The sequence below is a fragment of the Candidatus Photobacterium acropomis genome, from assembly GCF_030685555.1.
Taxonomy (GTDB): Bacteria; Pseudomonadota; Gammaproteobacteria; order Enterobacterales; family Vibrionaceae; genus Photobacterium; species Photobacterium lucens.
Map to the genome: position 1 here is coordinate 2252098 of NZ_CP131609.1, position 26256 is coordinate 2278353.

General features: G+C 38.9%; 25 protein-coding genes and 1 riboswitch. Of the genes, 13 read left to right on the forward strand and 12 right to left on the reverse strand.

Annotated features, from left to right (window positions below; genetic code table 11):
- Positions 1-265: 265 nt before the first annotated feature.
- Positions 266-1039, reverse strand: coding sequence for an aminoglycoside phosphotransferase family protein (locus Q7657_RS17270; protein ID WP_107166526.1), 774 nt, complete (start codon positions 1037-1039; stop codon positions 266-268).
- Between the two features lie 19 nt (positions 1040-1058).
- Positions 1059-1526 carry a GNAT family N-acetyltransferase gene (locus Q7657_RS17275; protein ID WP_107166527.1) on the reverse strand — a complete coding sequence of 156 codons (468 nt, stop codon included), beginning with the start codon at positions 1524-1526 and terminating at the stop codon, positions 1059-1061.
- 382 nt (positions 1527-1908) lie between these two features.
- Here Q7657_RS17275 and Q7657_RS17280 point away from each other — a divergent pair, with 382 nt between their 5' ends.
- The 3 genes from Q7657_RS17280 (at position 1909) to Q7657_RS17290 (ending at position 5653) form a co-directional block, all read left to right on the forward strand.
- Positions 1909-3603: a phosphoethanolamine transferase gene (locus tag Q7657_RS17280; RefSeq protein WP_107166528.1), complete on the forward strand. Its 1695-nt coding sequence runs from the start codon at positions 1909-1911 to the stop codon at positions 3601-3603.
- A 92-nt stretch (positions 3604-3695) separates the two neighbouring features.
- A complete protein-coding gene (locus Q7657_RS17285) occupies positions 3696-4382 on the forward strand; it encodes a response regulator transcription factor (RefSeq protein ID WP_107166529.1) in 687 nt (228 codons plus the stop codon).
- A 2-nt stretch (positions 4383-4384) separates the two neighbouring features.
- A complete protein-coding gene (locus Q7657_RS17290; RefSeq protein ID WP_107166530.1) occupies positions 4385-5653 on the forward strand; it encodes a sensor histidine kinase in 1269 nt (422 codons plus the stop codon).
- Positions 5654-5720: 67 nt separating this feature from the next.
- Here the strand turns inward: Q7657_RS17290 and Q7657_RS17295 are convergent, their stop codons facing one another.
- The 6 genes from Q7657_RS17295 to hypB all read right to left on the reverse strand — a co-directional run bounded on the left by Q7657_RS17295 (position 5721) and on the right by hypB (position 12460).
- The gene (locus tag Q7657_RS17295; RefSeq protein ID WP_107166531.1) at positions 5721-8198 is read right to left on the reverse strand and encodes a COG1470 family protein; all 2478 of its coding nucleotides are present in this window, start codon (positions 8196-8198) and stop codon (positions 5721-5723) included.
- A 785-nt stretch (positions 8199-8983) separates the two neighbouring features.
- On the reverse strand, positions 8984-9331 hold the full coding sequence (locus Q7657_RS17300) for a hydrogenase maturation nickel metallochaperone HypA/HybF (RefSeq protein WP_107166532.1): 348 nt from the start codon (positions 9329-9331) through the stop codon (positions 8984-8986).
- The gene (hypE, locus tag Q7657_RS17305; RefSeq protein ID WP_053989585.1) at positions 9331-10362 is read right to left on the reverse strand and encodes a hydrogenase expression/formation protein HypE; all 1032 of its coding nucleotides are present in this window, start codon (positions 10360-10362) and stop codon (positions 9331-9333) included. The genes Q7657_RS17300 and hypE overlap by 1 nt, the downstream gene beginning before the upstream one ends.
- Positions 10363-11481, reverse strand: a complete 1119-nt coding sequence (gene hypD, locus Q7657_RS17310; protein WP_107166533.1) for a hydrogenase formation protein HypD — start codon at positions 11479-11481, stop codon at positions 10363-10365.
- Positions 11478-11720 (reverse strand): HypC/HybG/HupF family hydrogenase formation chaperone, encoded by a 243-nt coding sequence (locus Q7657_RS17315; protein WP_107166534.1) that lies wholly within the window; start codon positions 11718-11720, stop codon positions 11478-11480. Before Q7657_RS17315 ends, hypD begins: the two co-directional genes overlap by 4 nt.
- 5 nt (positions 11721-11725) lie before the next feature.
- Positions 11726-12460, reverse strand: coding sequence for a hydrogenase nickel incorporation protein HypB (gene hypB / locus Q7657_RS17320; RefSeq protein WP_107166535.1), 735 nt, complete (start codon positions 12458-12460; stop codon positions 11726-11728).
- 365 nt (positions 12461-12825) lie between these two features.
- On the opposite strand from hypB, the gene Q7657_RS17325 reads away from it, so the two are divergent.
- Positions 12826-13392 (forward strand): hypothetical protein, encoded by a 567-nt coding sequence (locus Q7657_RS17325; RefSeq protein ID WP_107166536.1) that lies wholly within the window; start codon positions 12826-12828, stop codon positions 13390-13392.
- Between the two features lie 220 nt (positions 13393-13612).
- Positions 13613-14965 carry a trypsin-like serine protease gene (locus Q7657_RS17330; RefSeq protein WP_107166538.1) on the forward strand — a complete coding sequence of 451 codons (1353 nt, stop codon included), beginning with the start codon at positions 13613-13615 and terminating at the stop codon, positions 14963-14965.
- Positions 14966-15066: 101 nt separating this feature from the next.
- On the opposite strand, the gene Q7657_RS17335 is transcribed toward Q7657_RS17330, so the two are convergent.
- From Q7657_RS17335 to hutW, 4 genes are all read right to left on the reverse strand, one after another.
- On the reverse strand, positions 15067-15474 hold the full coding sequence (locus Q7657_RS17335) for a hypothetical protein (RefSeq protein WP_023931937.1): 408 nt from the start codon (positions 15472-15474) through the stop codon (positions 15067-15069).
- Positions 15475-15687: 213 nt separating this feature from the next.
- The gene (hutZ, locus tag Q7657_RS17340) at positions 15688-16245 is read right to left on the reverse strand and encodes a heme utilization protein HutZ (protein WP_107166539.1); all 558 of its coding nucleotides are present in this window, start codon (positions 16243-16245) and stop codon (positions 15688-15690) included.
- Positions 16246-16296: 51 nt separating this feature from the next.
- Positions 16297-16812: a heme utilization cystosolic carrier protein HutX gene (gene hutX / locus Q7657_RS17345; protein WP_107166540.1), complete on the reverse strand. Its 516-nt coding sequence runs from the start codon at positions 16810-16812 to the stop codon at positions 16297-16299.
- A gap of 28 nt (positions 16813-16840) precedes the next feature.
- Positions 16841-18238, reverse strand: a complete 1398-nt coding sequence (gene hutW, locus Q7657_RS17350; protein ID WP_107166541.1) for a heme anaerobic degradation radical SAM methyltransferase ChuW/HutW — start codon at positions 18236-18238, stop codon at positions 16841-16843.
- 442 nt (positions 18239-18680) lie between these two features.
- Here hutW and Q7657_RS17355 point away from each other — a divergent pair, with 442 nt between their 5' ends.
- The 8 genes from Q7657_RS17355 to Q7657_RS17390 all read left to right on the forward strand — a co-directional run bounded on the left by Q7657_RS17355 (position 18681) and on the right by Q7657_RS17390 (position 25829).
- Complete coding sequence (locus Q7657_RS17355) at positions 18681-19490, forward strand: energy transducer TonB (protein ID WP_107166542.1); 810 nt, start codon at positions 18681-18683, stop codon at positions 19488-19490.
- 3 nt (positions 19491-19493) lie between these two features.
- Positions 19494-20195 carry a MotA/TolQ/ExbB proton channel family protein gene (locus Q7657_RS17360; protein WP_107166543.1) on the forward strand — a complete coding sequence of 234 codons (702 nt, stop codon included), beginning with the start codon at positions 19494-19496 and terminating at the stop codon, positions 20193-20195.
- On the forward strand, positions 20192-20614 hold the full coding sequence (locus Q7657_RS17365) for an ExbD/TolR family protein (protein WP_053989576.1): 423 nt from the start codon (positions 20192-20194) through the stop codon (positions 20612-20614). The genes Q7657_RS17360 and Q7657_RS17365 overlap by 4 nt, the downstream gene beginning before the upstream one ends.
- The gene (locus Q7657_RS17370; protein WP_107166544.1) at positions 20611-21474 is read left to right on the forward strand and encodes a heme/hemin ABC transporter substrate-binding protein; all 864 of its coding nucleotides are present in this window, start codon (positions 20611-20613) and stop codon (positions 21472-21474) included. The genes Q7657_RS17365 and Q7657_RS17370 overlap by 4 nt, the downstream gene beginning before the upstream one ends.
- 61 nt (positions 21475-21535) lie before the next feature.
- Positions 21536-22573, forward strand: a complete 1038-nt coding sequence (locus Q7657_RS17375) for a FecCD family ABC transporter permease (protein ID WP_107166545.1) — start codon at positions 21536-21538, stop codon at positions 22571-22573.
- The gene (locus Q7657_RS17380) at positions 22570-23436 is read left to right on the forward strand and encodes a heme ABC transporter ATP-binding protein (RefSeq protein WP_498827371.1); all 867 of its coding nucleotides are present in this window, start codon (positions 22570-22572) and stop codon (positions 23434-23436) included. Before Q7657_RS17375 ends, Q7657_RS17380 begins: the two co-directional genes overlap by 4 nt.
- A gap of 394 nt (positions 23437-23830) precedes the next feature.
- Entirely contained in the window at positions 23831-24835 is a 1005-nt protein-coding gene (purR, locus tag Q7657_RS17385; protein ID WP_053989573.1) for an HTH-type transcriptional repressor PurR, read from the forward strand.
- A 177-nt stretch (positions 24836-25012) separates the two neighbouring features.
- A riboswitch (cyclic di-GMP riboswitch) is annotated at positions 25013-25101 on the forward strand.
- 137 nt (positions 25102-25238) lie between these two features.
- Positions 25239-25829, forward strand: coding sequence for a TfoX/Sxy family DNA transformation protein (locus tag Q7657_RS17390; protein ID WP_107166546.1), 591 nt, complete (start codon positions 25239-25241; stop codon positions 25827-25829).
- The last annotated feature ends 427 nt before the right edge of the window (positions 25830-26256 follow it).

Here is a 26256-nt window from a genome sequence, read left to right on the forward strand (position 1 = left end):
AATCATATAAAGTTAGATTCATACCTAGCCGGTATTTAGGCTCCTTGCCAATAAATAATCTGAATCTATTGATTATTAAGCCTCATTTTTTAATGAGGCTTTTTTTATTCCTTAAAATGATAACTATTGGTAATAAAATGATCATTAGTTGCTGTGGTCAATTATTCTAAAACAAACATGAAACTCTTCATTATTTGTCTAAAGTTACGATTTTATGACATCCTCTAATAACAACAATATCAAACCAATAGCCGTCAAAAAAATATCACTTCATTAAACCTGATACGATTTGTTTTCCATTCTGCTGTAAATAATCAATATCAGCTAAATAGCTCAGATGATGACCATCCGCTATATTCGCAATAAATTGAGTATTTCCTTCAGCCGCTTGTTGTTTCATAAAATCAACCAGCGTTTTTAGTCGCTCAATCATTGTCGCTACCAATTGCTGACGCTGACTATTTGTCATACCGTATGCATCACAAAATAGCTTGGCACGAACAATCTGATCCGGCAGCTCTCCTAATTTGTCATAGACATGGGTTTTAAATGGAGCCCAACAATAAATAGCATACGCAAGATCCCATAACCTTGATGCAGGATGAGCAGTATCAAAATCAAAAATACCCACCACTTCATTACCTGATAATGCGACGTTATAAGGTGCATAATCACCATGACACATCACCTCAACTGGCTCACACTCAGGTAGCATCCAGACTTGGTCTTTGTAAGTTGCATCGGTAATAAATCCGACCGAGGCATCATGCAAGCGCCGAAGTAACTTACCAGCACTGATCACTGCTATATCTGATGTTACCGCTCCTGATAATGGATAGTTCGCGGTCTCTCCTTCAACAAAGGTTACAATTTCATTGTCCCCCTCAATAGCAACAAAACGTGGTAATCCTTCAATGCCCTGTTTTTCAAAATGTTGAAGTAACAAATGTACGCTTGACGAATAAAAATTTAGCGGCCTAACTACCGTATCTTTACGCTTAAAAATTGCGTTTTCACGCCCACTAGAAAGTATTTCCATCCCATTCTCTTAGTTTGCTTTACTGCCATTGCTTAAAGTCATAACGCATAAATAAGCTATGAGGATCAGGTAAATAGTCAGCAAACGGTTCACAATATTCAAAACCAAACTTTTCATATAAACGACAGGCTGACTCAAAAAAGTTATGTGAACCTGTCTCTAAGCTAATGGTTTTAAACCCCAGACTATGGGCTTCAACTAACACATATTCTAGTAACCTTGCCCCAACACCGCGATTTCGAGCATCAATCTTCGTTCGCATTGATTTCAGCTCTGCATGGTCAGCATCAAGGCGTTTAATTGCGACACAGCCAAGTAATGTCTCACGTTCCCAACAAGTGTAAAACGTCACATCATCGGTTTTGAGTCCATCAACATCCAATGCATGAACACTATCAGCAGGTGATGTAGCATACATATCTTCCAGGTGTTCCATTAGCAACTGAATGACTTGTGGGTGTGTTAAGTCACCAATTTTAATATCCATTTCAACATTCCTTTTCGCGTAACCTGCTAAGCCGATAGTATTTGTGAAGATACGGGTTATAGCATGATCCTATTGGGTAAACATTGACTTACCCATTATTTATAAAATACAACCATAACGGGCTCTACAATACATCAGCAATGTCTCGTTCAATTTAATTATTACAAATTTAAACATTCTCTAAATTTGCAACTACGCTAAATAGAGTACGTATCAAAAATGAGACAATTAACATCCTCTATGTATTACTCAGAAATAATGCGTTTCAACATTTTTTTCACCTTTCAGCGTTTATAACTTACGGCGAATAACGACGTGGAGATAGAAGGATACCATTCCGCTTATTTGCATCGGTGTGGTGTGTAACCCTTCAAAATAAACAATGAATATTATTAAGCAAAAACTTATTGGTGGCATGTCTTATGCCACCTTTACTTTCCTACTCGCGCTCTATTTTACAGTGGTGGTAAATCTGCCTGTATATAAAGCACTGATTGGGATTTTTAACCAACTTGAAACAGTCAAACTTGGCTTTATACTCACGATCCCGCTTTTCTTTCTTGCCTGCTTAAACTTTCTGTTTTCATTATTTAGCTGGCCTAAGATCAGCAAGCCATTTTTTATTGTCTTGCTGATCTTATCGAGTATGGTGAGCTATGCTGGGTTCAATTATGGTGTGATGTTTGATTACGGCATGATTGCCAACATTATGGAAACGGACAGCAGTGAGGCAGGCTCATACATCAGCTTATACTCCGTAATGTGGACTGTTCTCATGGGCATAATACCCGCGCTGATCATCTATAAGCTGCCAATAAAACCACTAACGAACCCTTTTAAGTTTGTTACAGCCAAACTTGCATCAATGTTGATTTCATTAGTGGTTGTTGGATTAATTGCCGCAGCCTATTACCAAGATTACGTTTCTGTTGGGCGTAATAATAGCTATCTAAAAAAAGTGCTCATTCCTACTCAGTTTATTTATAGCACCAGCCAATATGTAAAAGACACTTACTTCACTACCCCACAGCCTTATAAACAAATAGGTTTAGACGCTACACAAAGTGACATAGCACTGTCACAAGCACTAACAAAGCCGACACTTATGATCATGGTTGTGGGTGAAACAGCGCGGGCACAGAATTACGAACTAAATGGCTACCACCGCCAAACCAATCCTTATACCCGTGAGTTTGATATGATTTCATTTCAAGATGTCACGGCATGCGGCACTGCAACAGCGGTATCGGTTCCTTGCATGTTTGCCAATATGACCCGAGAGAATTTTGATCGCTCACAGGCTGATAACCAAGATAACCTACTCGATATCATGCAACGTGCTAACGTTTCTCAGCTATGGAAAGAGAACGATGGTGGTGATAAGTCGGTAGCGAAGAATATTACTAAGATCGTGATAGATCGTTCCCGTAAAGATGAGATGTGCAATGGCTCGACTTGTTACGACATGGCACTACTTGAAAATATCGATCAAGATATCGCTGATCTCAGTGGTAATAGTATGATCACGCTTCATTTAATTGGTAGTCATGGTCCTACTTATTATCAACGTTATCCGTCAAATAAAGCGATATTCCAACCTGATTGTCCACGTGCTGATATTGAAAACTGTAGCCAAGAGCAAATCATCAACAGCTACGATAATACGATTTTGTATACTGACTATGTGATCAGCCAAATGATTAAGAAATTAAAGCAGTTAAGTGAGCAATATCATACAGCACTGGTTTACGTCTCAGATCATGGTGAATCATTAGGTGAAAACGGTACTTATTTACATGGTATTCCCTATCGCTTTGCCCCTGAATACCAAACCAAGGTACCGCTGATGGTATGGATGTCGCCAAGCTTTCAAGACGCTAAAAATATTGACTATGCCTGTTTAAAACAATCGGCACACAAAACAGATACCTATTCTCACGATAATATCTTTCATTCCATGTTAGGTGTGATGGATATAAACACCGAAGAATACCAACCGCAATTAGATATTTTTAGCCAATGCCGCGAACAATTTGCTACTGAAGTCGCAAAAAAAATAACAATTAAGAATTATTAAACCAGTTAAGCGGTATAAAAGAGAATAGATAGTGCACGATCTATTCTCTTTTCTATTATTTCTATATTGAACAACTGTCGAACTCATACAGAATGAAATTATTGCTAATTGAAGATCACCAAGATATTGCCAATATCATCTTCGACTTTTTTGAAATTAAAGGCTACACCCTAGATTACGCAAATAATGGTCTACAAGGATATGAACTCGCAAAACAGCACCATTATGATTTGATCATACTGGATATCATGTTGCCACGCATGGATGGTCATATAGTATGTCAACAACTACGTGAAGATGGTGTAGATACCCCAATTATCATGCTCACCGCCCGCGATACCCGTGAAGATACATTGCAGGGATTTGCAACAGGAGCTGATGATTACCTGATCAAGCCTTTCGATTTAGAGATCCTTGAAGCACGAATCACCGCGTTAACCCGCCGTCGTAAAGGCACCATGGCGACACAAACACTGCAATTTGGTGATTTGTCACTTGATCTCAAGACCCATATTGCTACGCGTGGAAATAAGCAAATTTCATTAAATCCGACCTTGTTCACTATTTTAAAATTAATGTTATTACGAGCACCAGATATCCTCGCAAAACAAGAATTAATTAATACCTTATGGGGCGATGATGAACCTGAAAACAATGTGCTACGTAGCCATATCTATCAACTAAGAACACAAATAGATAAAGGCTTTAACCATGCTTACATCAAGACAATACCTAAAATCGGTTATCAACTGATCCATGTAGTGCAGGACGATCAATAACAATGACCCAATTACGCTCAGCACGAAATGTTACTTTTTACTATTTTTCCATCATGGCAGTGGCAATACTCACGAGCCATTACATCTTATTGGAATCCACTATTGATAAGTTGGAAGTACTCAACGCCCAAAATACACTGGAAAATGAAAGCAAAATTATTACGCAAAAGCTAAAGCATATCCCCTCAAAAAAGGTATACACGGAAGATAACATTCAAGCTTATGTCGGTTTAGATGCTATTCCACAAAATTTTTCAATTCAAGACGATATCCCCTTCTATAAAGCTATTGAGGTCTATCAAACCAATGGCTATGCTACTGATTTTTTTGTAATGAAAAGTCCACTGACTTATGCCAACGGAAAAACTGAAGACCTATATCTTTTTTATTTCGACCGAATCTATGAACTTAGCGAAGATCAAATATTTGAAAATCATCGAAAACAAGCCATTACTGCCAGCTTGTTACTTATCCTAATCCTCATTGTTGTTATGCTGATCTCTCGTCGTCTAACACATCCACTGTCTGTTTTAGCAAAACAGCTACAGAAACGTTCAGCCACCGACTTAAGTCCAATCGATATACCTAACGGTGTAAAAACCATGGAGCTGCATATGTTGGTGGAGAGTTTAAATCAGTATCAAGATCGGATTAACCGCTCAATCGAACGAGAACGATCCTTCAATCGCTACGCCAGCCACGAACTACGATCGCCTTTAATGGTAATAAAAGGTGCAACATCATTATTAGGGCAATCAACAGAGCCCAAATTCATTGCTAAGCAGCGTAAACGTTTATCCCATGCCTGTGATGAAATGAACGATTTTGTAACGACGCTACTCTATCTCACACGTGAAGAAAGCCCAAGCGAACAACAAATGCGCGAGTTAACCAAAGAAGAATTAGAAGAAATAGTACAAAGCCACACACATCTGATCGCATACAAGCCGGTTGAATGCCAAATTGAGTTGACCCAACCTATTCACGTTAAAATCCCCAAAACCAGCTTAAAAATTTTAGTGGGAAATTTGCTCAAAAATGCATTTGCGTGCACCGAAAAAGGCTCTGTAGTGATTAGTGTTACGCCATCACGTATATCGATAATTGATACAGGTATCGGATTAGGAAAGAAACCAAGAGGTATTGAAGGATATGGATTAGGCTTATTGATCTCCCGTGATATATGCCATAAATACGGTTATAAATTCGATCTACTGATCAACCAATACTACGGTTGTACTGCTAAAATAACCTTACAGCCACAAAAATAAAAATAAGACTTATATAAAAAGTGGAGAATTTATTTCCCCACTTTCTATATTTCATTTCAAAGTGAAATTATTTAGTTATATCAGCAACACACATAACGCCACGCTGACCTAAACGATGAATTTTAAGCACAGTATCAAATTGTAGCCCATCTTCACCAAAAGTTACTGTTGATTCTGTTAGTAATTTATTACTTGAAATAAATGTATCTGATATAAAACCAGACAATTTATCTGATTTTTTTAGATAATTATATACATCTTGATAATCTTGTTTATTAGCTAAACGATTATCTTTTAAATAATATGATTTACAATAATCTTTAACTTTTCGATAGTGTGCTTTATTATCTAATAAGTTCTTATTAAGAATAGTATACGTTTTATCACCAATCTCATAGACTTTACTCGGTGACAAATCCGTTGGTTTTACTTTGACTGTTGTAACATAAACCGCATTATCATCCCAAATTTGAATGTAAATAGGGCTTGTCACTGTCTTATTAAACTTGAAACTAATTGTATTCTTATCTTCATTCTCATCAAACTGAGTAGTAACATCGTATTTTTTACCACTCATCAATCGGAAATGTACATTTTCTGGATCATTTAAATCATACTTGGAATATAAATTTAAAGTCAGTTTATTTTCTGATACGTCATATTGAGAAGCAACTAAAATATCCGGTGTATGTAATTCTAATGAACCATTATACAAAGGCTGATTACCATTTCGATCAGCTTCAGTTTCATTATATGTATCAAACATTGATGCATATGACTGCGTCACCTGGCTATCATGATCATAACCATAAGCATGTCCCCCTTCATGGAAAGTAAGTGCAGGGTGTCGACCAGAATTACGTAGCGCTAAAAATCCAACCTCATCATCATAAGTAGAATTAATATCAGGTCTAAAACCTGCTCCTACAGCATATACACCTGAACTTCCTACAAATGTTTTTAATGCTAGTTTATGACCTTCCATTCCCACTGTTAAATAGCTTAACAAGCCATAATTCAATCCATTATTACCACTGTGAGAATAACTATAACACTCACTATACTTATCGCATTCGTTGAAATCGTTAACGCTATCTTCTATTTTATTTACAAGTTTAACTTTATTCATTGTATCTTGAATTAATACAAGTTGATTAGCTAGTTGTGCTTTTTCATCCTCTTTGGGAGCTTTTACATCTATAGAATCTTTTGTCTCATAATATGCATGAGGATTGTACATACCCATCTGTTGATCGAATTTTATATCTGAAACAGAACGGTCAGACAACTCAAACTTAACTTTTGTGTAAGGTAATACTTCCTGATCAAACGTTAATAGTGTTGGTTTGTTACTATCATTAAATTTGACACTAATACTATGTAGCGGTCTAGATGTTGGGTTAACTAAATACCAAGCACCATCATTTTTTTCAAAACGAACAGAAGCAAGAGAGATAAAGTGCGGAACTTCAATATCTGTACTATCAACTACAGATGCACTACTTTCTGCAACCTTTGGCAACGTCATCATCGTATCTAAATTAACAAGATGACGATTTTCATAAGTCGTTGGATTATTAACAAAATCATCAACTGTTACTTTATACGTACCATAATCTGTTAAACGATTTTCTTTATCTTCAATACGAATTTTAAAAGTATAGGTTCCAGGTTTAACACCTTTAGGATCCATACTTATAACACCCTTGTCATCAACCGATACCCATTCAGGAGCAGTTTCAATCGCATATGTTAAGGGACCAGCTTGACCACTACCTTTCATATCAAATGTTTTGATTTCATCTGATGTAATATTGAAGTCACCCGTGCTAATAAAACTATACGTAGTTTTTTTGACTGTTAACTTAAATTGCATGTCTTTTGAAAAACCAGTCGAAGTATCTGTTGCACGAATCGTTATTGTATATGTACCTGATACATTTTGTGGCGGTGTAATCTCAAGTACAGGTAAGCGTCTAAATCCATCACCATCTAAAGCTTTCCCTACTACATGAAAATCTACCCAACTAGGATTATTTACCCCTGAAAGGACGAGTTTATGATTTGGCGTACCGCTTTTCGCTAAAATAAGCTCAGATCTATGCTCGCCAGCACGAACAGTCATATCTGCGCTTTGAGGAAGATAAATAGTATTCTTTACAACATGAAGAATCATTGTTCTTGTAACTTTATCTACACCATTGCTTGCAGTAATTGTGACGGGGAAATCACCTAGAATTTTTTCATCAACTAGATCAATCTTTAATTGTTGATCTTCCATGTGAACCCACGATGGCCCTTTAACAATCGACATTTTTATTCGCTTTAAACTTCTTAATTTACTATTTCTGTTTAGAGCAAAAACATGAATTACTGTTGCCTTCTCCTGTTCAATGACTCTATTTGCCATTTGAGGAAAGAACAATGAACTTGCAGCACTTGTTGATTTTTCACTCTGTACATTAGAAGTCAAATCATCCACAGCATAAGCATTGCTGACTGATAACGCACTGAGAATTAACGCCGTTAAAATGTTTTTTTTCATAAATACGCTCTTTTTATTATTAATATAAAATAAAACACAGGTAAATATTTAACCTTATGTTTTATTTAAGTATATAGATTTAAATATCAAGATAAAATCAAGCTATATTTAAAACACAGGCAGCACATCTATTTACGATATAAAATAAAAAGAAAAATTAAAGAAATAAATTATTTTAATTTAAATTATGAATAAAAAAAGCATGAAGAGAATTAATGAATTATAATGATAACAAATAAAAAAAACAAAATTAACAAATACACCTTTAACACAAAACATTAATAGTTGTATTTTTACAAAAAATCGATATGCATATCCAAATTAAAATACCAAACAAATAATACAGTTATATATAATGAAAATAAAACAAATGGAATTAAATACATTTTACAAAATATAAGACACAAAAGCTTTATATTATATAATCTTGCAAATAATCGAATTTATAAAAAATAAAGATAAATTTTAAAAAGTGTATAAGAATAGATTACAAATTTAAATTAAAAATGACAATGCAACAAACAATAAAACTAACAAATGTATTACAACATAATTTTATTTATTTTATGAAAGAGTTTAAATGAAAAAAAACATATTAACTTTTATCATTTTCCCTGACAAGGTCACATAAATAGTAATTAAGGTAATAAAAAGTATTCTTTATATATCTTATTATGTATTTTTCTGTTACTGAAAAAGGATATAAAAAAACCGGACAAGCCGGCTTTAATATCGAGATTCATTATATTATTTAAATAGTTACAATATAACTCATTCTACTTTAATTACTCACTTTCAAATTCTAACTGCATTAATAACAAATCTTCACCATCAATCACTTGAGTATGATTACTTTGGCAATGGCTACAAACCACACTGCGTTCGTTATGTGTCGTTTGCTTACCACAAGCTAAACAAGAGAGCACCAGAGGCTGAATTTGCATTTCAAACTCAGCTTCACGGCAAATACTTTCTAACTTAAAGGTTTGAAATGCCGTTTCTAACAACGCAGGTTCTACCCCGCTTAAGATACCGACTTTAATTGCAACACGAGTGACTTTAGTCGCGTCGTTGGCAACAGCATGTTGTTCACATTGCTCAATCAAAGCACCAACAATGGAATACTCATGCATTAGCAAATCCTCGGTAATAACTCACCTTGTGGCAAATCTAGATAACGACGACTGCCCCACGGGCTGGTTAAAATTACGCGGCCTTGATGCTCATCACTCACTTGACCAATTACCGCAGCATCACCACAGGCAGCAAATGCACTTAATACTTCTAATGCTTTTTCTGCTTGTTCTTGCGGTAACGCAATAATGAATGTGCCTTCATTTGCCAGATCAAAAGGTTCAAAGCCGTAAAGCTCACATAAACCACGCACTTCTTCACTTACCGGCACATCTTCTTCGCTAACAGTAATACCTACGTTAGATGCTTGCGCCCATTCGTTAAGTACTGCAGATAAGCCACCACGTGTTGCGTCACGCATCGCATGAATATCAAGATCAGCGTCAATTAACGCCTCAACCGCAGGCCATAGTGTATTGCAGTCACTCACCAATTCAGATTCAAGTGTTAAGCCTTCACGTGCCATTAAAATCGCAGCACCATGACGACCAATATCACGCGATACAATGATCACATCATCTTGCTTTAGGTTACGAACTGAAATGCCCTGCTTAACAATTGAGCCAACACCTGTGGTATTGATAAATAGTCCATCAGCGCAGCCTTTTGGCACCACTTTAGTATCACCGCAGACGATTTTAGCACCTGAAATGCTTAACTCTTTTGCCATGCTATCAACAATTGTTTTTAAGTTAGCAACATCAAAGCCTTCTTCGATGATCACACTACAGCTTAAATACTGAGGTTTTGCCCCCATCATGGCTAAGTCATTTACTGTACCCGCAATGGCTAATTTACCGATATTGCCACCAGCAAAAAATAGCGGTGAAACAGTAAAAGAGTCTGTGGTAAATGCCGTTTTACCTTCAAAGGTTAATACCGCTGCATCTTCTTCACTGCGTAGAATATCGTTATCAAAGGCTTTGAAAAATAAGCCTTTGATCAACTTATTCATTTCCTGACCGCCACCACCATGACTTAACTGAATAGACTTGGTTGAAGACAGGGTTGTTAAATCAATCTCACTCATTTACACACCTCGGTAACGGAAATAGGCATTGCAAGCACCTTCAGAGCTAACCATGCAGCTACCGAGTGGTGTTTGTGGCGTACAACCACGACCAAAAACTTTACAATCTTGTGGTTTAGCTAAGCCGCGAAGAATATCGCCACATTGACAGGCCTTATGATCATCAATGGGTGTCATGGGTAAGCAATCAGCAAAACGCACTTCTGCATCACGATGCTTGAACGTGTCATTGAGTTTAAGTGCAGAGTTTGGAATGGGTCCTAAACCGCGCCAACGGAAACTATCACGCACATCAAAACAGCGTTTCACTGCTTGTTGAGCAACAGTATTGCCTTCTTCAGTCACAGCACGGGTGTATTGCACATCAAGGTCTGGCTCACCGGCAATTTTCTGTTTCGTTAGACGAAGGATTGACTCCATCACATCAACAGGCTCAAAACCTGCAACCACAACAGGTGTGTTGTATTTCTCAACTAACGGGCGGTAAATTTTCGCCCCTTCAATCACACTCACATGTGACGGACCAATAAACGCATTCACTTTAACTGCAGGATCAGCCATAACTGCATCAACAGCAGGCGGCACTAATACGTGATTAATGTGGAAATACAGGTTATTGATTTGACGCTGCTCAGCTAGTTCAACCAAGATGGCAGTCATTGGCGTGGAAGTTTCAAAACCAATTGCGAAGAACACGACGTCTTTGTCCGGGTTTTCAGTTGCAATGGTTAAACAATCCAGCGGATCGTAGATAGGTCGAATATCACAGCCTTTAGCACGATATTGCGCCAAACTGCCTTTTGAACCGGGAACACGGATCATATCCCCAAGCGTTACCAAAATTACATTTGGTTGACATGCCAAGGCTGCGGCATGATCAATACGCTCTTTAGGCATCACACAAACTGGACAACCAGGACCGTGGATAAAGTCGATATTGTCTGGCAATAATTGCTTTAAACCATACTTCATAATGGTGTGAGTATGACCACCACACACTTCCATCACCTTTAAAGGCTCTGGCAATTGTGGCGCTAATGCTTTGATTTGCTCAGCAAGGTTAAGCACCGTATCAGCATCACGAAAGCCTTGATATAACTGTTTTAAATCAAAACTCATAATGCTAAAGGTCCAGTTTCTGCTAATAGCTGGCGATACATTTCAAGGCTTTCTTGGGCATCTTTCTCATCAATTTTGCTCATCACAAAACCAATGTGAATGAGAACGTAATCTCCAATGTTTAGCGGCTCCATTAATAGATGACAGCTCACTGTACGCTTAACGCCCATAGTATCAACAGTTACGCTATTATCTTGCTTATGAACTTCAACAACCTGAGAAGGAATAGATAAACACATGGTAATTACTTTCCTGCTACTTGGTTGTTATTGATCCACTCAACTAAAGGCTGGAAGCTTTCAGGTTGCTTGGTTGATAGCGTGATAACTTCAACCTCAGGGTTAAGTTTTTGTAGCTGTAATTTTGCTTCTTCAACACTGAAATCAAAGTAAGGCAGTAAGTCGCACTTAGTAATAAGAACTAAATCTGCACGACGGAACATCACTGGGTATTTTTCAATTTTGTCATCACCTTCCGGTACCGATACCAAGACGATGTTTTTATGCGTGCCTACATCGTAGCTAGCAGGACAAACAAGGTTACCCACGTTCTCAACGAAACAGATATCTAACTCATCTAAGTCGATGTGATGCAGTGCAGAATGCACCATGAATGCATCAAGATGACAAGCTGAACCAGTTTGAATTTGGTAAGCGTTAATGCCATGTGCTTTTAGTCGGTCAGCATCACGAGAAGTTTCTAGATCCCCTTCTACAACCGCATATTTAAGTGGTGTGTACTGATGTAGATGTTCTAACAATGTGGTTTTGCCACTACCTGGACTACTCATCAAGTTAAACGCCGTTACGCTCTTGGCATTAAAATGTGCACGGTTATGTGCCGCTTCCACGTCATTCTTATCAAGAATTTTATGAATCACCGATAAGGTTTTTTTATCGTTTAATTGTGGATTAGCTTGTAATTGATGATGGTGATGATGATCACCTTGAGGCAGTGAACAACCGCAATCTTGACACATAGGAACTCCAACCTACATCGGCTTACATCAGTTTTTTGTAATACACAAAAAGCTGTAAGCCCTGCAAAACCAAAATGGATAATGGCTATTAAACGTGCAATAGCCCAAAAATTTGAGCTGAGATTATCTATGCTATAAAGGAATAATGCAATTGTATGATGATTTATTTGCGTAGAACTATGATTTACGATATTAGTAGTTATATATCCAAGTCACCTGACGGTATTAAGGTATAATGCTGTTCAGATCAAGATACGAGCATTTGTCAGCTAATATTCAGACTTCATGACAATTAGCTGACAAAGGCAGTTTTTACACAACGTATCTTACGCTGATGCCGTATTAACACCGAAAGAGAAAGTAATATGCATTCTAAAACTACAAGCTTAAAAACGAAGCTACTAAAGGCTGCTGTTCCACTAGCTCTTGCATGCGCATTTACCGCAGCACCAGCTATGGCAAAAACAACAACAGTGCCAGCTGCTGCACCACAAATCACTGCTGAACAACAACACATTGCTCAACGTATTGGTGCGATTCAGCAAGAACTTGCCGGCATTCGTACTAAAACACTTCAGGCACACCCTGAACTAGTGAAAGAACTTAAAGCTTACGAAACTGCATTTAACAACAAAGTTAAATCAATGGGTTACCACCCAGAGAAGCTAATCAAGCGCGCACAAGAAATCCAACTTGAAGCACGTAAAGAAGGTCTATCTAACGCAAAACGTACTGAGCTTGTTAAAGAGTTTGCAAGTATCCGTACTGAGCTTGCTAAACAACAACGTACTATCCTTTCTGATCCTGCGATCAGCAAACAAGATAAGCAAGTACAACAAGACGTTATTACAGCAATGAAGAAGCAAGATCCTAAAGCATCAAAACTTCTTGCTGAATTAGATGGCTTAGTTAAGCAATTTAAGAAAAGTTAATTTTACTTATTAGCTTTAACTAAACAAAAAAGGATAGCGATCGCTATCCTTTTTTTATATCTCGTATTTGTATTTAGTAGGATTTTATTAAGACAAAAAATTAAAAACGAAATATTTATATTCTCATTGCTAATAATTATTCTTATTACTAAGATTTTAAAGTGAAATAACTTAACAATAATTCCTGCTGTAATATACATTTCAACAGAGAGATAACATTATGATTTCGTTTGTAAAATCGTCAGTGTCAATGTTGTTATTCGCTTTTTCAGCATTATCCTATGCTGAATCCCCTCCACCCATCATTGAACCTGAAATTGACTATAAATATAACGTTAACGTTGAAAGCTATAACCCAAATACATTAACAACCACCAATTGCCAAGGTACGTTAATCAGTCCTAGTTGGGTATTAACAGGCTTAAAATGTATTAAAAATGTCAATCTTTCTGAAACACATGTCATTGCTTTACATAGTAACGACTCATTAGGTATTCACTTAGTCAAAAAGGCCTATAAATTTAAGAAGAAAAAGTTTGCTCTTCTTCAATTAGATCAACCTGTAGCAACATCCTCAGAAATTACACTTTTACGTGAACCTCTTTTACCTGAGCATGGTCGTTTTGCAGCAGAAGTTGTTCAAGGCTTAGGCTATAGCACAGCATTTAACATCAAAGGCAAAAACAAAAAAACGGCTCGCCACAATACAAGACCTGTTGAATTCGAGAAAAATTTCAAAGGTGGTGCATGGGTATTAAAAACGCATAACTTGGGTGATGTACAAGTTGGTTTGACGCATACCCGCTATCAGGCCATTCAAACTGCCAGTATTGCGAATAAGATAGACCGTATTGTTAATGCAAATTCGGGCGAAACTGTCAATTGGATTGATCGCCAAACTTTATTGGATACCCTTGCTTGTGAAGCAGATGGCTCTTGTATTGAACCACCACTGCCACCTGAGTGTCCTGAAGGTGTAATGGATTGTGGGAATGTTTGTGATTGGAACGATTGTACTCAACCACCTCTTCCGCCTGAGTGCCCAGATGATGCCTTAGACTGTGGTTTACCACCGTGTGAATTATCGGGTGATTGTATTACCCCGCCACCAGAGTGCCCTGAAGGCGTGATGGACTGTGGTCATTATTGTGATTGGAACGATTGTACTGAGCCTCCACTTCCACCTGAATGTCCTGAAGGTGTAATGGATTGTGGGAATGTTTGTGACTGGAATGATTGTACTGAGCCTCCACTTCCACCTGAATGTCCTGAAGGTGTGATGGACTGTGGTCATTATTGTGACTGGAATGATTGTACTGAACCACCAGTTATTACCCCTGAATGTCCTGAAGGCGTGATGGACTGTGGTCATTATTGTGACTGGAATGATTGTACTGAACCACCAGTTATTACCCCTGAATGTCCTGAAGGTGTGATGGATTGTGGTGATGTGTGTGACTGGAATGATTGCTCAACTCCAGAGGTGATCACCGAGGGATCTACAGCATATCGTGCACCATACATCATCAACAATGACGTAATGACAATTCATAACCGACCGCTAATGAGTTAAACACACTATTTATATCCTCTTGCAATTAACTCAAAGCAAAAAAAAGAGTGGCTATCTAGCCACTCTTTCTTTTTATCTTAGCGTTTCTTGAATAGCTGAGCTTACAAACACATTGGTTTGTTTTGGCTTAGCATACGCATGCCTTTAACGATTTTGAACAACCAGTAAAGCACTGCAATAGCTGCAATCACACCACCAACAAATGGGATCACGTTAAGCACACTATTCATCACATCGTGTAACATCGAGCCTTGAACCCAATAATCAGCACCAGCAACCATACCAGTTGTTGTTGCCGCTGTTACACCCAGTACCACGAAAAATGTAAAGAACAAAAAGAAGCTACGGATAATGGAGTAATAGTGACTGTATGTAAGCTCATCAGTACCTTTATTTAATTGGTAACCAGCATAGATGATTGCCACGATACCTGAAGCCAGTAGTGTAAATGGTGTTAAGAAGCTTGCGATATAAGCAAACCAAACGCCTTTCTTATTATCTTGTGTCATAACGTTGATCCAAATCAGCAATAAGGTAATGATTTAACCCTAATTATCACAGGTATTTCACTGACTTCAAGTTTCGCTGCAAATTACGATGATCAGGATCAAAACAGCCCATTTACACTTCGCTAAAGTCTGCTATAACACCCTAAACGAACAAGTGCCCGCCTATGACTATGCGAGCACTGGATAAGATTCAATCACTGTTAAATAACTTAATTACAGCTTCTCTTCTGCTGATTCAATTTCACTACCATCTTTAATACGACGGTGTCCTTCTTGAAGATGCACAAAATCCACTAAATCATCACCACTCACTTGGAATGCCTGACCAAAGCCTTTTACAAATAAACCTTGCGTTGGTGCTAATCGGAACAAGCTGAAATCCTCTAGCCCACTTAGCCCTTCCACAATCTCACCAAAACGTGCTTGCAGTGCTGCAACACCTTGTTGCCAACGTTCAGAATTACGTTCAATCACACTCACATCCGCTTCAAAGGTTAAGCGCTTACGGGCATAAAGCACTTTTGATGCAGATTCGTCTTCAATCATCATCAATGATACTTGTGGGTTTTCTAATAAATTACGTGCGTGTTTTGCAATCTGGCTAATTAGCACGTAGTAACCATCATCAAGTAAAGCAAACGGTGCATAACTTACATTCGGTTTTCCATTGGCATCAACAGTCGCTAACTGCAATGTTTGGCAGGCTTCACGGAACTCTTTAATTTCTGGGCCTAATCGGTTTTGTAAGCGTTCCTGTTTTACTTCACTCATTATTTCTTCCTCGAATTTGCTGATTTTTGTAACCTAAATCTGCGCTTAGGTTTATTTCATTTGTTTTAATTGCTGGAATTTTTCAATTTGCTCAGGGAACAAGTTACGTTGCTTATCACGACCTAAGTAAACCTTAAATACGCACTCACCCGTCGCTGCAAAAAAGCCAATAAAGTAACTTTCTTGCCCCATAAATGGCTTACTGACTAATGCAATATCTGACACATTTTCTAGGCGAAGATGTCCGTGAAGCTCACCTTCTTTACCCATTAAATTATAATAACCACGGGCTTCTTTCCCTTTAGGAAAACGGGCTTTAACCTCAAAAATCGATCCCATTGAATGCACGATAGTGGTGACGGGACCCCATGATGGCAATGCTTCTAAAATAGTTTTAGCTAGGCTTCCCGGTAATAATTGCACCATGTCATCAGGGTAAGACAAGACGATTTCACCTTCAGTAACACCTAAGTCTTCAGAAATAGACACCGCATGAAGTTTCGGATTTTCCGTCAGTAGTGTTGCTACGCGAGTTTTTAACTCTTCTCGTGTGTATTTATCAAACACCTTCATTTTCCTCATTTGTCAGTGCGTTCTATGCTGCTCGCATAGTTGAATCATTAACTTTGTTAATCACCTTAATCATGGCTTGCGCTAGAGTGACTGCCCAAAACTGTCCTGCTAATGTCAGCGTGACATATTGATTTTGCTTTGTTGTATTTAAAGTAACAAAACCATGTTGTTGCCATGCTTTAAATAATGGCAAACAGTAATCAAACACATTCCAACCAGCTTGCTGCTCTAATTCAATTTTAGACACAACCCCACGATCAAAAGCACATTTGATCGCCATGGTCGTTGCAACATTAACAGGTTGCTTCATCATCATCGCCACAGGCATTAAACCTTGCTTGATCGCTGCTAAATAACCATCAAGAGTGCGATGCTGCATTACGCCATAACTGCCGATATTACCTCCCGCCCCTGCGCCTAATGGCAAAACCTCTGCGTTTGTTTTCGCTAGGCTGTTGTATAAGCTGCGCTCCCGATTATCTTTTGCCCAATGATTAACACTTAAGCGATTGAAATGATGAGCATCCATCGCAGCAACACCCGCTTCAAACATCGATGCTTTTATCGCAGTGCCAGCAGGTTGTGGTAATCGCCCTTTCTCAACCAAATCCGCCATTGGTGTGCCATTCATTTCAACCAGTTGGTATAAATCAACGCCATGAGCACCCGTTGCAAAAAAGTCGGATAAATCTTGTTGCCACACTGTCAAATCTTGATATGGCAAGCCATAGAGCAAATCAATCACGATGGGTGCTTGATCATATTGTGCTAATCGTTGAACCCGAGATAGCACCACTTCACGATCATCTAACCGTTTTGCTTTACGTCGTACTTGAGTATCAAAGCTCTGCACACCAAATGAAAAACGGTTAAAGCCGCCCTCCAAGGCTGATTCAAACATTTCATCATCAAAACGATTGATCCGACCTTCAAGGGTTAACTCGCAATCCGTGGTTAGCGGAAAATGCTGGCGGATCATCTTGCCTAATTGTTCAATTTGCTTAGCTGATAAATCTGTCGGTGTTCCACCACCGATATAAACCGCTTGAAAAGGCGCAGCTTGCGTCCAAGGTTGTTTTGCCTTTTCCACTAGCTCAATCATTAAAGCGGCAAAGTAATCGTCCACCAGCTGTTTGCTCGATGCGTATTGGAAAAAATTACAATATGTACAACGCACACGACAAAACGGGATATGCACATATAAACAACGTTTTGCTGTGCCATTTATCATAGATCCACTACGTGATTCGCTCTTCCCTTGCAACAAGGCTGCCATCAAGGATTGATGCTCATCTGGCTTTATCGGTTGAGAATGACCACCAACATGCGCTGATGTTTTCTTTACAAAACCAAAGCGCAAAGGATCTGGTGTATTTTCACCGATAACATCCGTGGTCAATTGTTCCTCTGGGACTGACATCCCCTTTCCTAACGTCGAACTTTCATGGGTTTTACGCATAACTATTGGCTAATCGCCCCTCGGTTGCCCTGTGCTTATTATTAATACAAGTCACAAGGTAGAGCCCTCATAGGTTGGCATACTATGCACAGGCTCAAGAGCAAATCTATTAGCTGTTTACTTTCAATCTTTTTGCTTTTCGCAATCTAAGCGAATGATCTTGTTCAAAAATCACCCACATAATTTTTGGTTTTAATTATCATATTGAGCATCAAATAATATTGCAAATGATAATTGATATTATTCGCATTTCATGGATAATAAATTCAAAGTGTGCCGCACTAAGTACACCAGTACCAAAATAATTAAGCTAATTCATTGAATAAACGGACTTATCTCACGATGCAAATTATCACTTCCGATCAATACCGAATCATGGCTATCAGCAAATAAGGTTGTTGTTGTGAATTTAAAACGCTACGCCATTGCAGGCAGTGCTTCCATTTTGTTCCATAGCCTTCTTGTCTCTGCAATGCCTGACAAAAAAATCATCACAGTGCCAGTCTCTGAACCTGCTAGCGTAAGTGTGAATCTGGTTTCTTTGCCAATCGCCAAGCCAGAACCTGTTATTCAGCCTATGGTTGAAACGCCTGTTGAACCGATAAAGCCTGTTACAAAAACGATGACGCCAGAACCAAAAACAGCAATGAAAAAGCTGGTTCAAAAAACCAAGTCAGTCACAAAACCAAAAGCTGAACCTAAGAAGAAAGCTGTTCCTAAAAAGCCGACACCTAAAAAAACAGTGACTAAAAAAGCTGATGTTAAAAAGCCCTTTCAGAACAAAACAGTAAAGAAATCACAACCAGCAAAGCCTAGTACCGCAAGCAAAGAATTTACGTTAAATAAACCCAGTAATAAGCCTGCCACCAAATCAGTGGTTGAGGTAAATAAAAAGCACCAGAACCCGCAAGCAACTCTGGGTTCCAGCGAGCCGAAGTTGGTCTCAAAACCGACATTTGCGACTAAACCTTCCCCTGTTAGCTACCCTCGTTTGGCTAAGCGTCGAGGTATTGAAGGCACAGTATTAGTGGAAGTGTTAATTGGTAAAGACGGCAAACAGCTAAAACAGAAATTAGCTAAATCATCTGGTGCTAGCGTGCTTGATAAAGCGGCACTGAAAGCAATCAAACTGTGGCACTTTTCTCCGCACATCATCAACGGAAAAGCTATCGCTCACCGTGTACAAATTCCTGTTCGTTTCAAATTGGATTAAATCATGAGCTTTTTAGACAACCTGACCCAACAACTTGGCCTAATGGCATGGCCTCTCATTATCTGCTCTGTGCTCACGGTAATGATCCTTGTGGAGCGTTTAATTCAAGTTTTGCTTTGCACTGGTGTTGGCAAAACTAAGGTAAACGCCATCCTTGCCAAACAGAATCGTCACGATGATTGTGCGCTAGATACACTGACTGAAGAGTTAAAACAGCAACGCCCTCTACTTTATAAAGGCATTGCGATGTTGATTGCTCACCGTCACTTCACCAAACCTCTGCGTGAAGATGCAGCTGCTATTTGGCTTATTCAAAAACGTACTGAATTACGTTCAGGCTTACGTTTGCTTAGCTTAATTGGCGTGATCAGCCCACTATTAGGTTTGCTTGGTACCGTTTTAGGTTTAATTGAAATGTTCAGTGGTATTTCGCAATCGACAGGTTCAGTAACACCTAGCGATTTAGCCGACGGCTTAGGCCTAGCCATGCGAACAACAGCTGCAGGCTTATTGATTGCCCTACCAGCTATTACAGGTGCACAGCTTTTAGGCTTATGGGCTGATAACGTGACAGCCAAGTTAGAGCACTGTTTAAATCGCTGCAACCTGTGGCTTGAAGGGATGAATATCGAAGTGGAAAACGGCAAAACGACCGCTTGTGATACTTGTGAACAAAACCCAGCGGTTAGTGGTAAAGCATTATGATCAAAGCCAGTAGCAGCATAACTCAGTCTGATGATATGACCCCAGATCTGACACCTTTGCTCGATATTATATTCATTGTGATGGTGTTTTTACTGCTTACCGCTACGGTAAAAATTAAGTCGTTGGATGTCGATTTACCACAAACTGCCACTAAGACATTACAAACCACACAGGCTGATCCTATCGCCATTAATCTCGTTGCTAATGCGCCACATTGGGCGCTTCAGGGCGAGAAAATCAATGACTGGGACAGCTTTAAACAAGCGTTATTAACTGAAGTAAAAAACAACCCAAATAAACCTGTTGTGATCGGGGCAGATAAAACCGCCTCTGTTGAGCAAATGCTTAAACTGCTCGCGTTCTTACAAGAAAACAATATCAAAGCAACTCAGCTACTTATGGAAGAATCATCATCATGAAACGACGCACACTTTTAACCACATCTCTGCTGACGATCACATTAGGATTGAGTAGCTTTTCATACGCCAATGCAGATCCCAACACCAACAAAATCATCAGTGCAGGCGCGTCGATTACACAAATCATTGACGCTTTAAACGCACAAGATCAGCTAGTCGCCGTGGATCTCACCAGTAAAACACTCGTAGATAAATCTGTGCCTAAAGTAGGCTACCACCGCCAACTATCAGCAGAGAACCTGATGTCACTATCACCAACAAACGTCATTGGTTCAGATGAAATGGGGCCGCAAAGCACATTAGATTTACTTAAACAATCAGGCGTTAGTGTGGATGTCGTGAACTCAGGTGAAACCGTTCAAGATTTACTCCAACGTATCGATCAAATCGCCTCATTGACACACCATCAACAGCGTGCAGAGGTATTAAAAGAAAAACTGAATAAGCAGCTAAACGAGATTAAGCAGGCAACAACTAACATCAAAACCACTAAAAAAGTGCTGTTTTTGATGATCCATGATGGTCGACCAATCAATGTTGCAGGCAGTAATACCACGGCAGATAGCATTATCTCGTTAGCGGGTGCCGTGAATCCTGCAGCTGAATCAGTCAGCAATTACAAACCGATTTCTGCCGAAGCAATTGTAACCATGCAGCCAGATATCATTCTTTTGAGCACTCGTACTGCAAGTAAGATCAAAAGTATGAAAGATCTGGTTAAGCAAATGCCGCTCATTGCTGCAACACCAGCAGCTACCAATAACGCCTTGTTAACTATTAACGGTACAGCTTTAATTGGCGGTTTAGGGTTAGAAAGCGTGAATGAAGCATTAAGACTTAATCAAGTTATTTATCCTTAATCATCTATCTCAAAATAACGTCATATTCGATTAGTGCCTCATGTTTTAAGGTTGTTTTTTCATGTACGCAAAACGATTTTCAGCCCAACATATTTATATTTTAAGCATTGGCTTACTGGTGTTAGCAGGGCTTTCTTCTATTGTGATTGGCCCAATGGCAATCAGTTATAAACAAAGTCTACTTGCGCTGATACCTGGTGATCATCAACTGGCGCAACATGTCAGCTTAGTGATCCATCAAATACGTCTACCTCGCACCCTACTCTGCTTTGCCATTGGTGCAATTTTGGCGATTTGCGGCAGCGTACTGCAAGGGCTATTTCGTAATCCTCTTGCCGATCCCGGGATTATTGGTATTACAGGCGGTGCCGGATTAGGTGCAGCATTAGCCATTGTGTTATTTGCCCCACTTACTAACACTTTCCCACAGTTACTTAACTTTGCCATTGTGCCTGTGTTTGCGTTTATTGGCGGTGCAATTAGCACTGTCATGGTTTACCGCTTAGGCACAGATAAAAACGGCACATCAGTGATGATCATGCTATTAGCTGGGGTTGCGATTACCGCAATTTCAGCGGCAGGATTAGGCTTACTTAACTATATTGCTGATGATGAGGCACTGCGTGATTTATCACTGTGGTCAATGGGCTCACTGGCTGGTGCTACGTGGTCTGGGATCCTTCTTGCCTACTGTACTTTAGCGTTACTGTTTAACTACTGTTATCGCCATTGTAATAACTTGAATGCGTTCCTATTAGGTGAAGCAGAAGCCCGGCACATGGGCGTCAATACTCAGCACTTAAAGCGTAATCTTATTATTGTCTGTGCGGCAGGTGTCGGTATTACCGTGTCGATTTGTGGCCCTATCGGATTTATCGGTTTAGTCATCCCTCATGTCGGACGTATGCTAACAGGTCCAAATCATAAAACCTTATTGCCCATTTCAGCTCTATTAGGCGGTTTAATTTTATTAGTTGCAGATATGATCGCCCGTAGTGCTTTTTCACCACAAGAATTACCCGTTGGCATTATCACCGCTATTTTAGGTGCGCCTTTCTTTATCTATTTACTTAGCGCTCAAAAGAGGCACATTTCATGACAGCAACTGCCATTGATATTGATTTACTTAGTTCGAAAGAAAACAGTTCTCAAAATAACGCTTCTCTAAATACAAACAGCGTTATTCAAGCTAGAAATCTCAAACTCCGTTACGGCAATAAAGTCTTATTAGATGATCTGAATTTAGATATTCATTCAGGCGAGGTCACCGCCCTTTTAGGCCCCAATGGCGCAGGTAAAAGTACCTTATTAAAAGTGCTCTGTGGCGAAGTGACACCTGAATCTGGCGAGGTCTCTTTTTTCGGGCAACCACTGTCATCATGGGACAGAGCTACACTGGCTAAACATTTAGGCATACTGCCGCAACACAGTGCCCTTTCTTTTGCATTCACAGCAAAAGAAGTGGTGGAGTTAGGTGCAATTCCGTTACAGCTGACTTCACCACAGCTCAAATCAGTAACCAAAATGACAATGGATTATGTAGATGTCAAAAACCTTGCAAATAGGCTTTACCCGACACTTTCTGGCGGCGAAAAACAACGGATCCATTTCGCTCGGGTATTAACCCAATTAAGCCAAGCTGGTGAACATTGTATTTTGATGCTAGATGAACCAACCTCAGCTCTTGATTTGGCACATCAGCATCACACCTTACAAATCGCCAAGAACATGGCAATGCAAGGCGCTGCGGTTATTGTGGTATTACATGATTTAAACCTTGCAGCGCAATACACAGATCGGATGATTTTCCTAAAAGATGGGCAAATAAAAGCGGATGGAACACCGTCACAAGTGCTCACGGCAGAAGTTGTAGAATCGCTGTATGGTTGGCCTGTTACGGTGCATACCCACCCTAAAGAAAACTACCCTTATATTTTGTCAGCGAATCATCCTATTCTTTAATAACCAATCAGTTATTAATACTGTAAAAATGCGATAAAAATCGGATTAAGCGTGACAACGACCTACATTTTTATACTTTATCATCAATAATTTCACTCAAGATGAACAGAAAGATTGCACAACGCAAAACACACAGTAAAATGTGAGCGCAAGCGATTACACATGTAAAAGTTGTAATAAAAATTTCGATACACTAATGCCGCATTTATTGCGGCTTTAGTTGTTTAAGAGCGGTACTCTATAAAAACGGTGCCAAATTGAATAATTAAGTAGTTAATAATTAAAGAATTTCATATCTACTAGTCTCTCAACTAGCCATCTACTACGTAATTAATCAATTGGGTACCACAACCTTTTGTCAGATCTCTATCTGACCATAATTAGAAGAATAAATATGGCAACCATTAAAGACGTTGCACGTATGGCAGGTGTATCAACCACAACTGTGTCACACGTGATCAATAAAACACGCTTTGTTGCAGAAGCAACACAGAAAAAAGTGCTGGCTGCGGTAGACGAGCTTAACTACGCACCAAGTGCTGTAGCGCGAAGCTTAAAATGTAATACAACTCGTACCATTGGTATGTTGGTAACAAAATCAACTAACCCATTCTTTGCTGAAGTTGTACATGGCGTTGAAGAATACTGTTACGGCGCAGGCTATACCCTGATCCTATGTAACACAGAAGGTAATCTTGAAAAGCAACGTGACTACCTACGCATGCTGGCAGAAAAGCGTGTTGATGGCTTACTAGTAATGTGTAGCGATCTTGATCAGAAGCTACTTGAACTACTAGAGCGTCAGAACGATCTTCCAATGGTTATCATGGACTGGGGTCCAGAACGTCCTCACACTGACAACATTCAAGATAACGCTGAAGATGGTGGCTACATTGCGACTAAACACTTCATCGATAACGGCCATAAGAAAATTGGCTGTCTATCTGGTCAAGCTGATAAGTCTACTTGTCATGAGCGCCTAAAAGGTTTCCGTAAAGCTATGGCAGAAGCGGACTTAAGCGTTAATGAAGATTGGCTACTTGAAGGTGACTTCGAATGTGAATCTGCTGTAGAAGCAGCGAAGAAATTTATCGCAATGAAAGATCGCCCTACTGCTATCTTCTGTTTCAACGATATCATGGCAATGGCAATGATCAGTACATTCCAGCAAGCAGGTCTACGTATTCCTGATGATATCTCTATCATTGGTTACGATAACATTGACCTTGCACCGTACTTTGCTCCACCGCTAACGACCATCCACCAGCCTAAGCGTCGTTTAGGTAAAACAGCGGTGGAAATTTTGCTAGATCGTGTTAAAGACAAGAATCACGCTCGTCAAACTTTTGAAATGACGCCTGAGCTTGTTGCGAGAAAGTCTGTTAAAGATCTCAACTAACAAGATTGACCTTGGTAAGTCATGAAAAAGCCGATAAGTTTAACTTGTTGGCTTTTTTTTACTTTTTTAAAAAAGATTTATGCTCACCACAAGATAAGAACAATTACCTGAAGCAGTATCACATTTTTGAGGACTTGGATTTAATATTAAAACTAATATTTAATATAACTTTATATAGTCACGAACAGGCAAATTAATTGAAAGATTAAGACGCAAAACCTCCGGCCTAACAATTATTATTAATTCACGGTAGCGGGGTTACCGAAGGATTATAATTAGTCTCGCCAATATAATGACGATTATTTTAACAATATATTGACAAGCCTATTATGAAGATTGATTAATCTAATTCCTCGCTCTTGATGTTTAGGTGACACTCATATTTATTTCACCGAGTAGAAGCATGGATAAACCAATATTAAAAGATTCATTAAAATTATTTGACCATTTTGGATCTGTGAAATCACGGTCGATGTTTGGCGGTTTTGGCATTTTTGCTGGTGATACAATGTTTGCATTAGTTGTAAATGATAAACTTCATTTACGCGCAAACGCTGAAACCGAAAAGGAATTCAAAAAAGCAGGTCTTGAGCCTTACGTTTATAAGAAACGTGGCTTCCCTGTTGTAACCAAGCACTACGCAATACCTGATAATTGGTGGGACGAACCTGAAAAGATCGTTGCGCAAGGTCGGTATTCATTGGATGCAGCAGAAAAAGACAAGCAAGAAAAGGAGAGTTGCGTACCTGACCGTATAAAGGACTTACCAAACCTACGGTTATCAAACGAAAGAATGCTTAAAAAAGCAGGCATAGAGACTATCGAACAACTTCAAGCTGCTGGTGCTTTAGGTGCATACCAAGCGCTACAAAAAGCGCAAAACAGTCCACTTAGTCTTGAATTACTATGGGCGCTAGAAGGTGCAATAAGTGGTCAACATTGGTCTGTTATTCCTGAGCAACGTCGAAACGAATTATTATCAGCCCTTTCTTAATAAATCTACTTCGACAATTCTATTTAACTTAGAAATAAAAGATGTTCATTCTTTTATTTCTAAGTATACCTACTAAATATATATTTAGAATAATACCTAACCAGACTACTCTATTTTATATCTTTTAATACATAAAGCTCATAATAAGAACTAGCAAAATAACGCACCTAGAAGTAATTAATAACTTCTTGTTTTATATCAATGCTAAAACATAAATATTTAATTTTGTTTTTTATAACGTCAAATATTTAACGCTTTATTAATCTCGCATCACATTTATCGCTATTTACAATATCCTCCTCGCCTTTTATTTTCTTCACCATTGGTTTTATTTTCGCCAACTGATTGGCGAAAAAGCCATAATTCTTAGTAAATGAAATACAATACATACAGTTAAGGTCTACATGTATACCCTAGCAACTCGCTT

Bases quoted from the DNA above. Each gene is read 5' to 3' on its own strand.
- Q7657_RS17390 (WP_107166546.1), top strand. From the start codon at position 25,239: ATGGATAAACCAATATTAAAAGATTCATTAAAATTATTTGACCATTTT.
- Q7657_RS17295 (WP_107166531.1), bottom strand. From the start codon at position 8,198: ATGAAAAAAAACATTTTAACGGCGTTAATTCTCAGTGCGTTATCAGTC.
- Q7657_RS17325 (WP_107166536.1), top strand. From the start codon at position 12,826: ATGCATTCTAAAACTACAAGCTTAAAAACGAAGCTACTAAAGGCTGCT.
- hutW (WP_107166541.1), bottom strand. From the start codon at position 18,238: ATGTCAGTCCCAGAGGAACAATTGACCACGGATGTTATCGGTGAAAAT.
- Q7657_RS17370 (WP_107166544.1), top strand. From the start codon at position 20,611: ATGAAACGACGCACACTTTTAACCACATCTCTGCTGACGATCACATTA.
- hypE (WP_053989585.1), bottom strand. From the start codon at position 10,362: ATGAGTGAGATTGATTTAACAACCCTGTCTTCAACCAAGTCTATTCAG.
- Q7657_RS17290 (WP_107166530.1), top strand. From the start codon at position 4,385: ATGACCCAATTACGCTCAGCACGAAATGTTACTTTTTACTATTTTTCC.
- Q7657_RS17365 (WP_053989576.1), top strand. From the start codon at position 20,192: ATGATCAAAGCCAGTAGCAGCATAACTCAGTCTGATGATATGACCCCA.
- Q7657_RS17270 (WP_107166526.1), bottom strand. From the start codon at position 1,039: ATGGAAATACTTTCTAGTGGGCGTGAAAACGCAATTTTTAAGCGTAAA.
- hypD (WP_107166533.1), bottom strand. From the start codon at position 11,481: ATGAGTTTTGATTTAAAACAGTTATATCAAGGCTTTCGTGATGCTGAT.
- Q7657_RS17360 (WP_107166543.1), top strand. From the start codon at position 19,494: ATGAGCTTTTTAGACAACCTGACCCAACAACTTGGCCTAATGGCATGG.
- Q7657_RS17285 (WP_107166529.1), top strand. From the start codon at position 3,696: ATGAAATTATTGCTAATTGAAGATCACCAAGATATTGCCAATATCATC.
- Q7657_RS17300 (WP_107166532.1), bottom strand. From the start codon at position 9,331: ATGCATGAGTATTCCATTGTTGGTGCTTTGATTGAGCAATGTGAACAA.
- Q7657_RS17380 (WP_498827371.1), top strand. From the start codon at position 22,570: ATGACAGCAACTGCCATTGATATTGATTTACTTAGTTCGAAAGAAAAC.
- Q7657_RS17275 (WP_107166527.1), bottom strand. From the start codon at position 1,526: ATGGATATTAAAATTGGTGACTTAACACACCCACAAGTCATTCAGTTG.
- hypB (WP_107166535.1), bottom strand. From the start codon at position 12,460: ATGTGTCAAGATTGCGGTTGTTCACTGCCTCAAGGTGATCATCATCAC.
- Q7657_RS17330 (WP_107166538.1), top strand. From the start codon at position 13,613: ATGATTTCGTTTGTAAAATCGTCAGTGTCAATGTTGTTATTCGCTTTT.
- Q7657_RS17375 (WP_107166545.1), top strand. From the start codon at position 21,536: ATGTACGCAAAACGATTTTCAGCCCAACATATTTATATTTTAAGCATT.
- hutZ (WP_107166539.1), bottom strand. From the start codon at position 16,245: ATGAGTGAAGTAAAACAGGAACGCTTACAAAACCGATTAGGCCCAGAA.
- Q7657_RS17280 (WP_107166528.1), top strand. From the start codon at position 1,909: ATGAATATTATTAAGCAAAAACTTATTGGTGGCATGTCTTATGCCACC.
- Q7657_RS17315 (WP_107166534.1), bottom strand. From the start codon at position 11,720: ATGTGTTTATCTATTCCTTCTCAGGTTGTTGAAGTTCATAAGCAAGAT.
- Q7657_RS17335 (WP_023931937.1), bottom strand. From the start codon at position 15,474: ATGACACAAGATAATAAGAAAGGCGTTTGGTTTGCTTATATCGCAAGC.
- purR (WP_053989573.1), top strand. From the start codon at position 23,831: ATGGCAACCATTAAAGACGTTGCACGTATGGCAGGTGTATCAACCACA.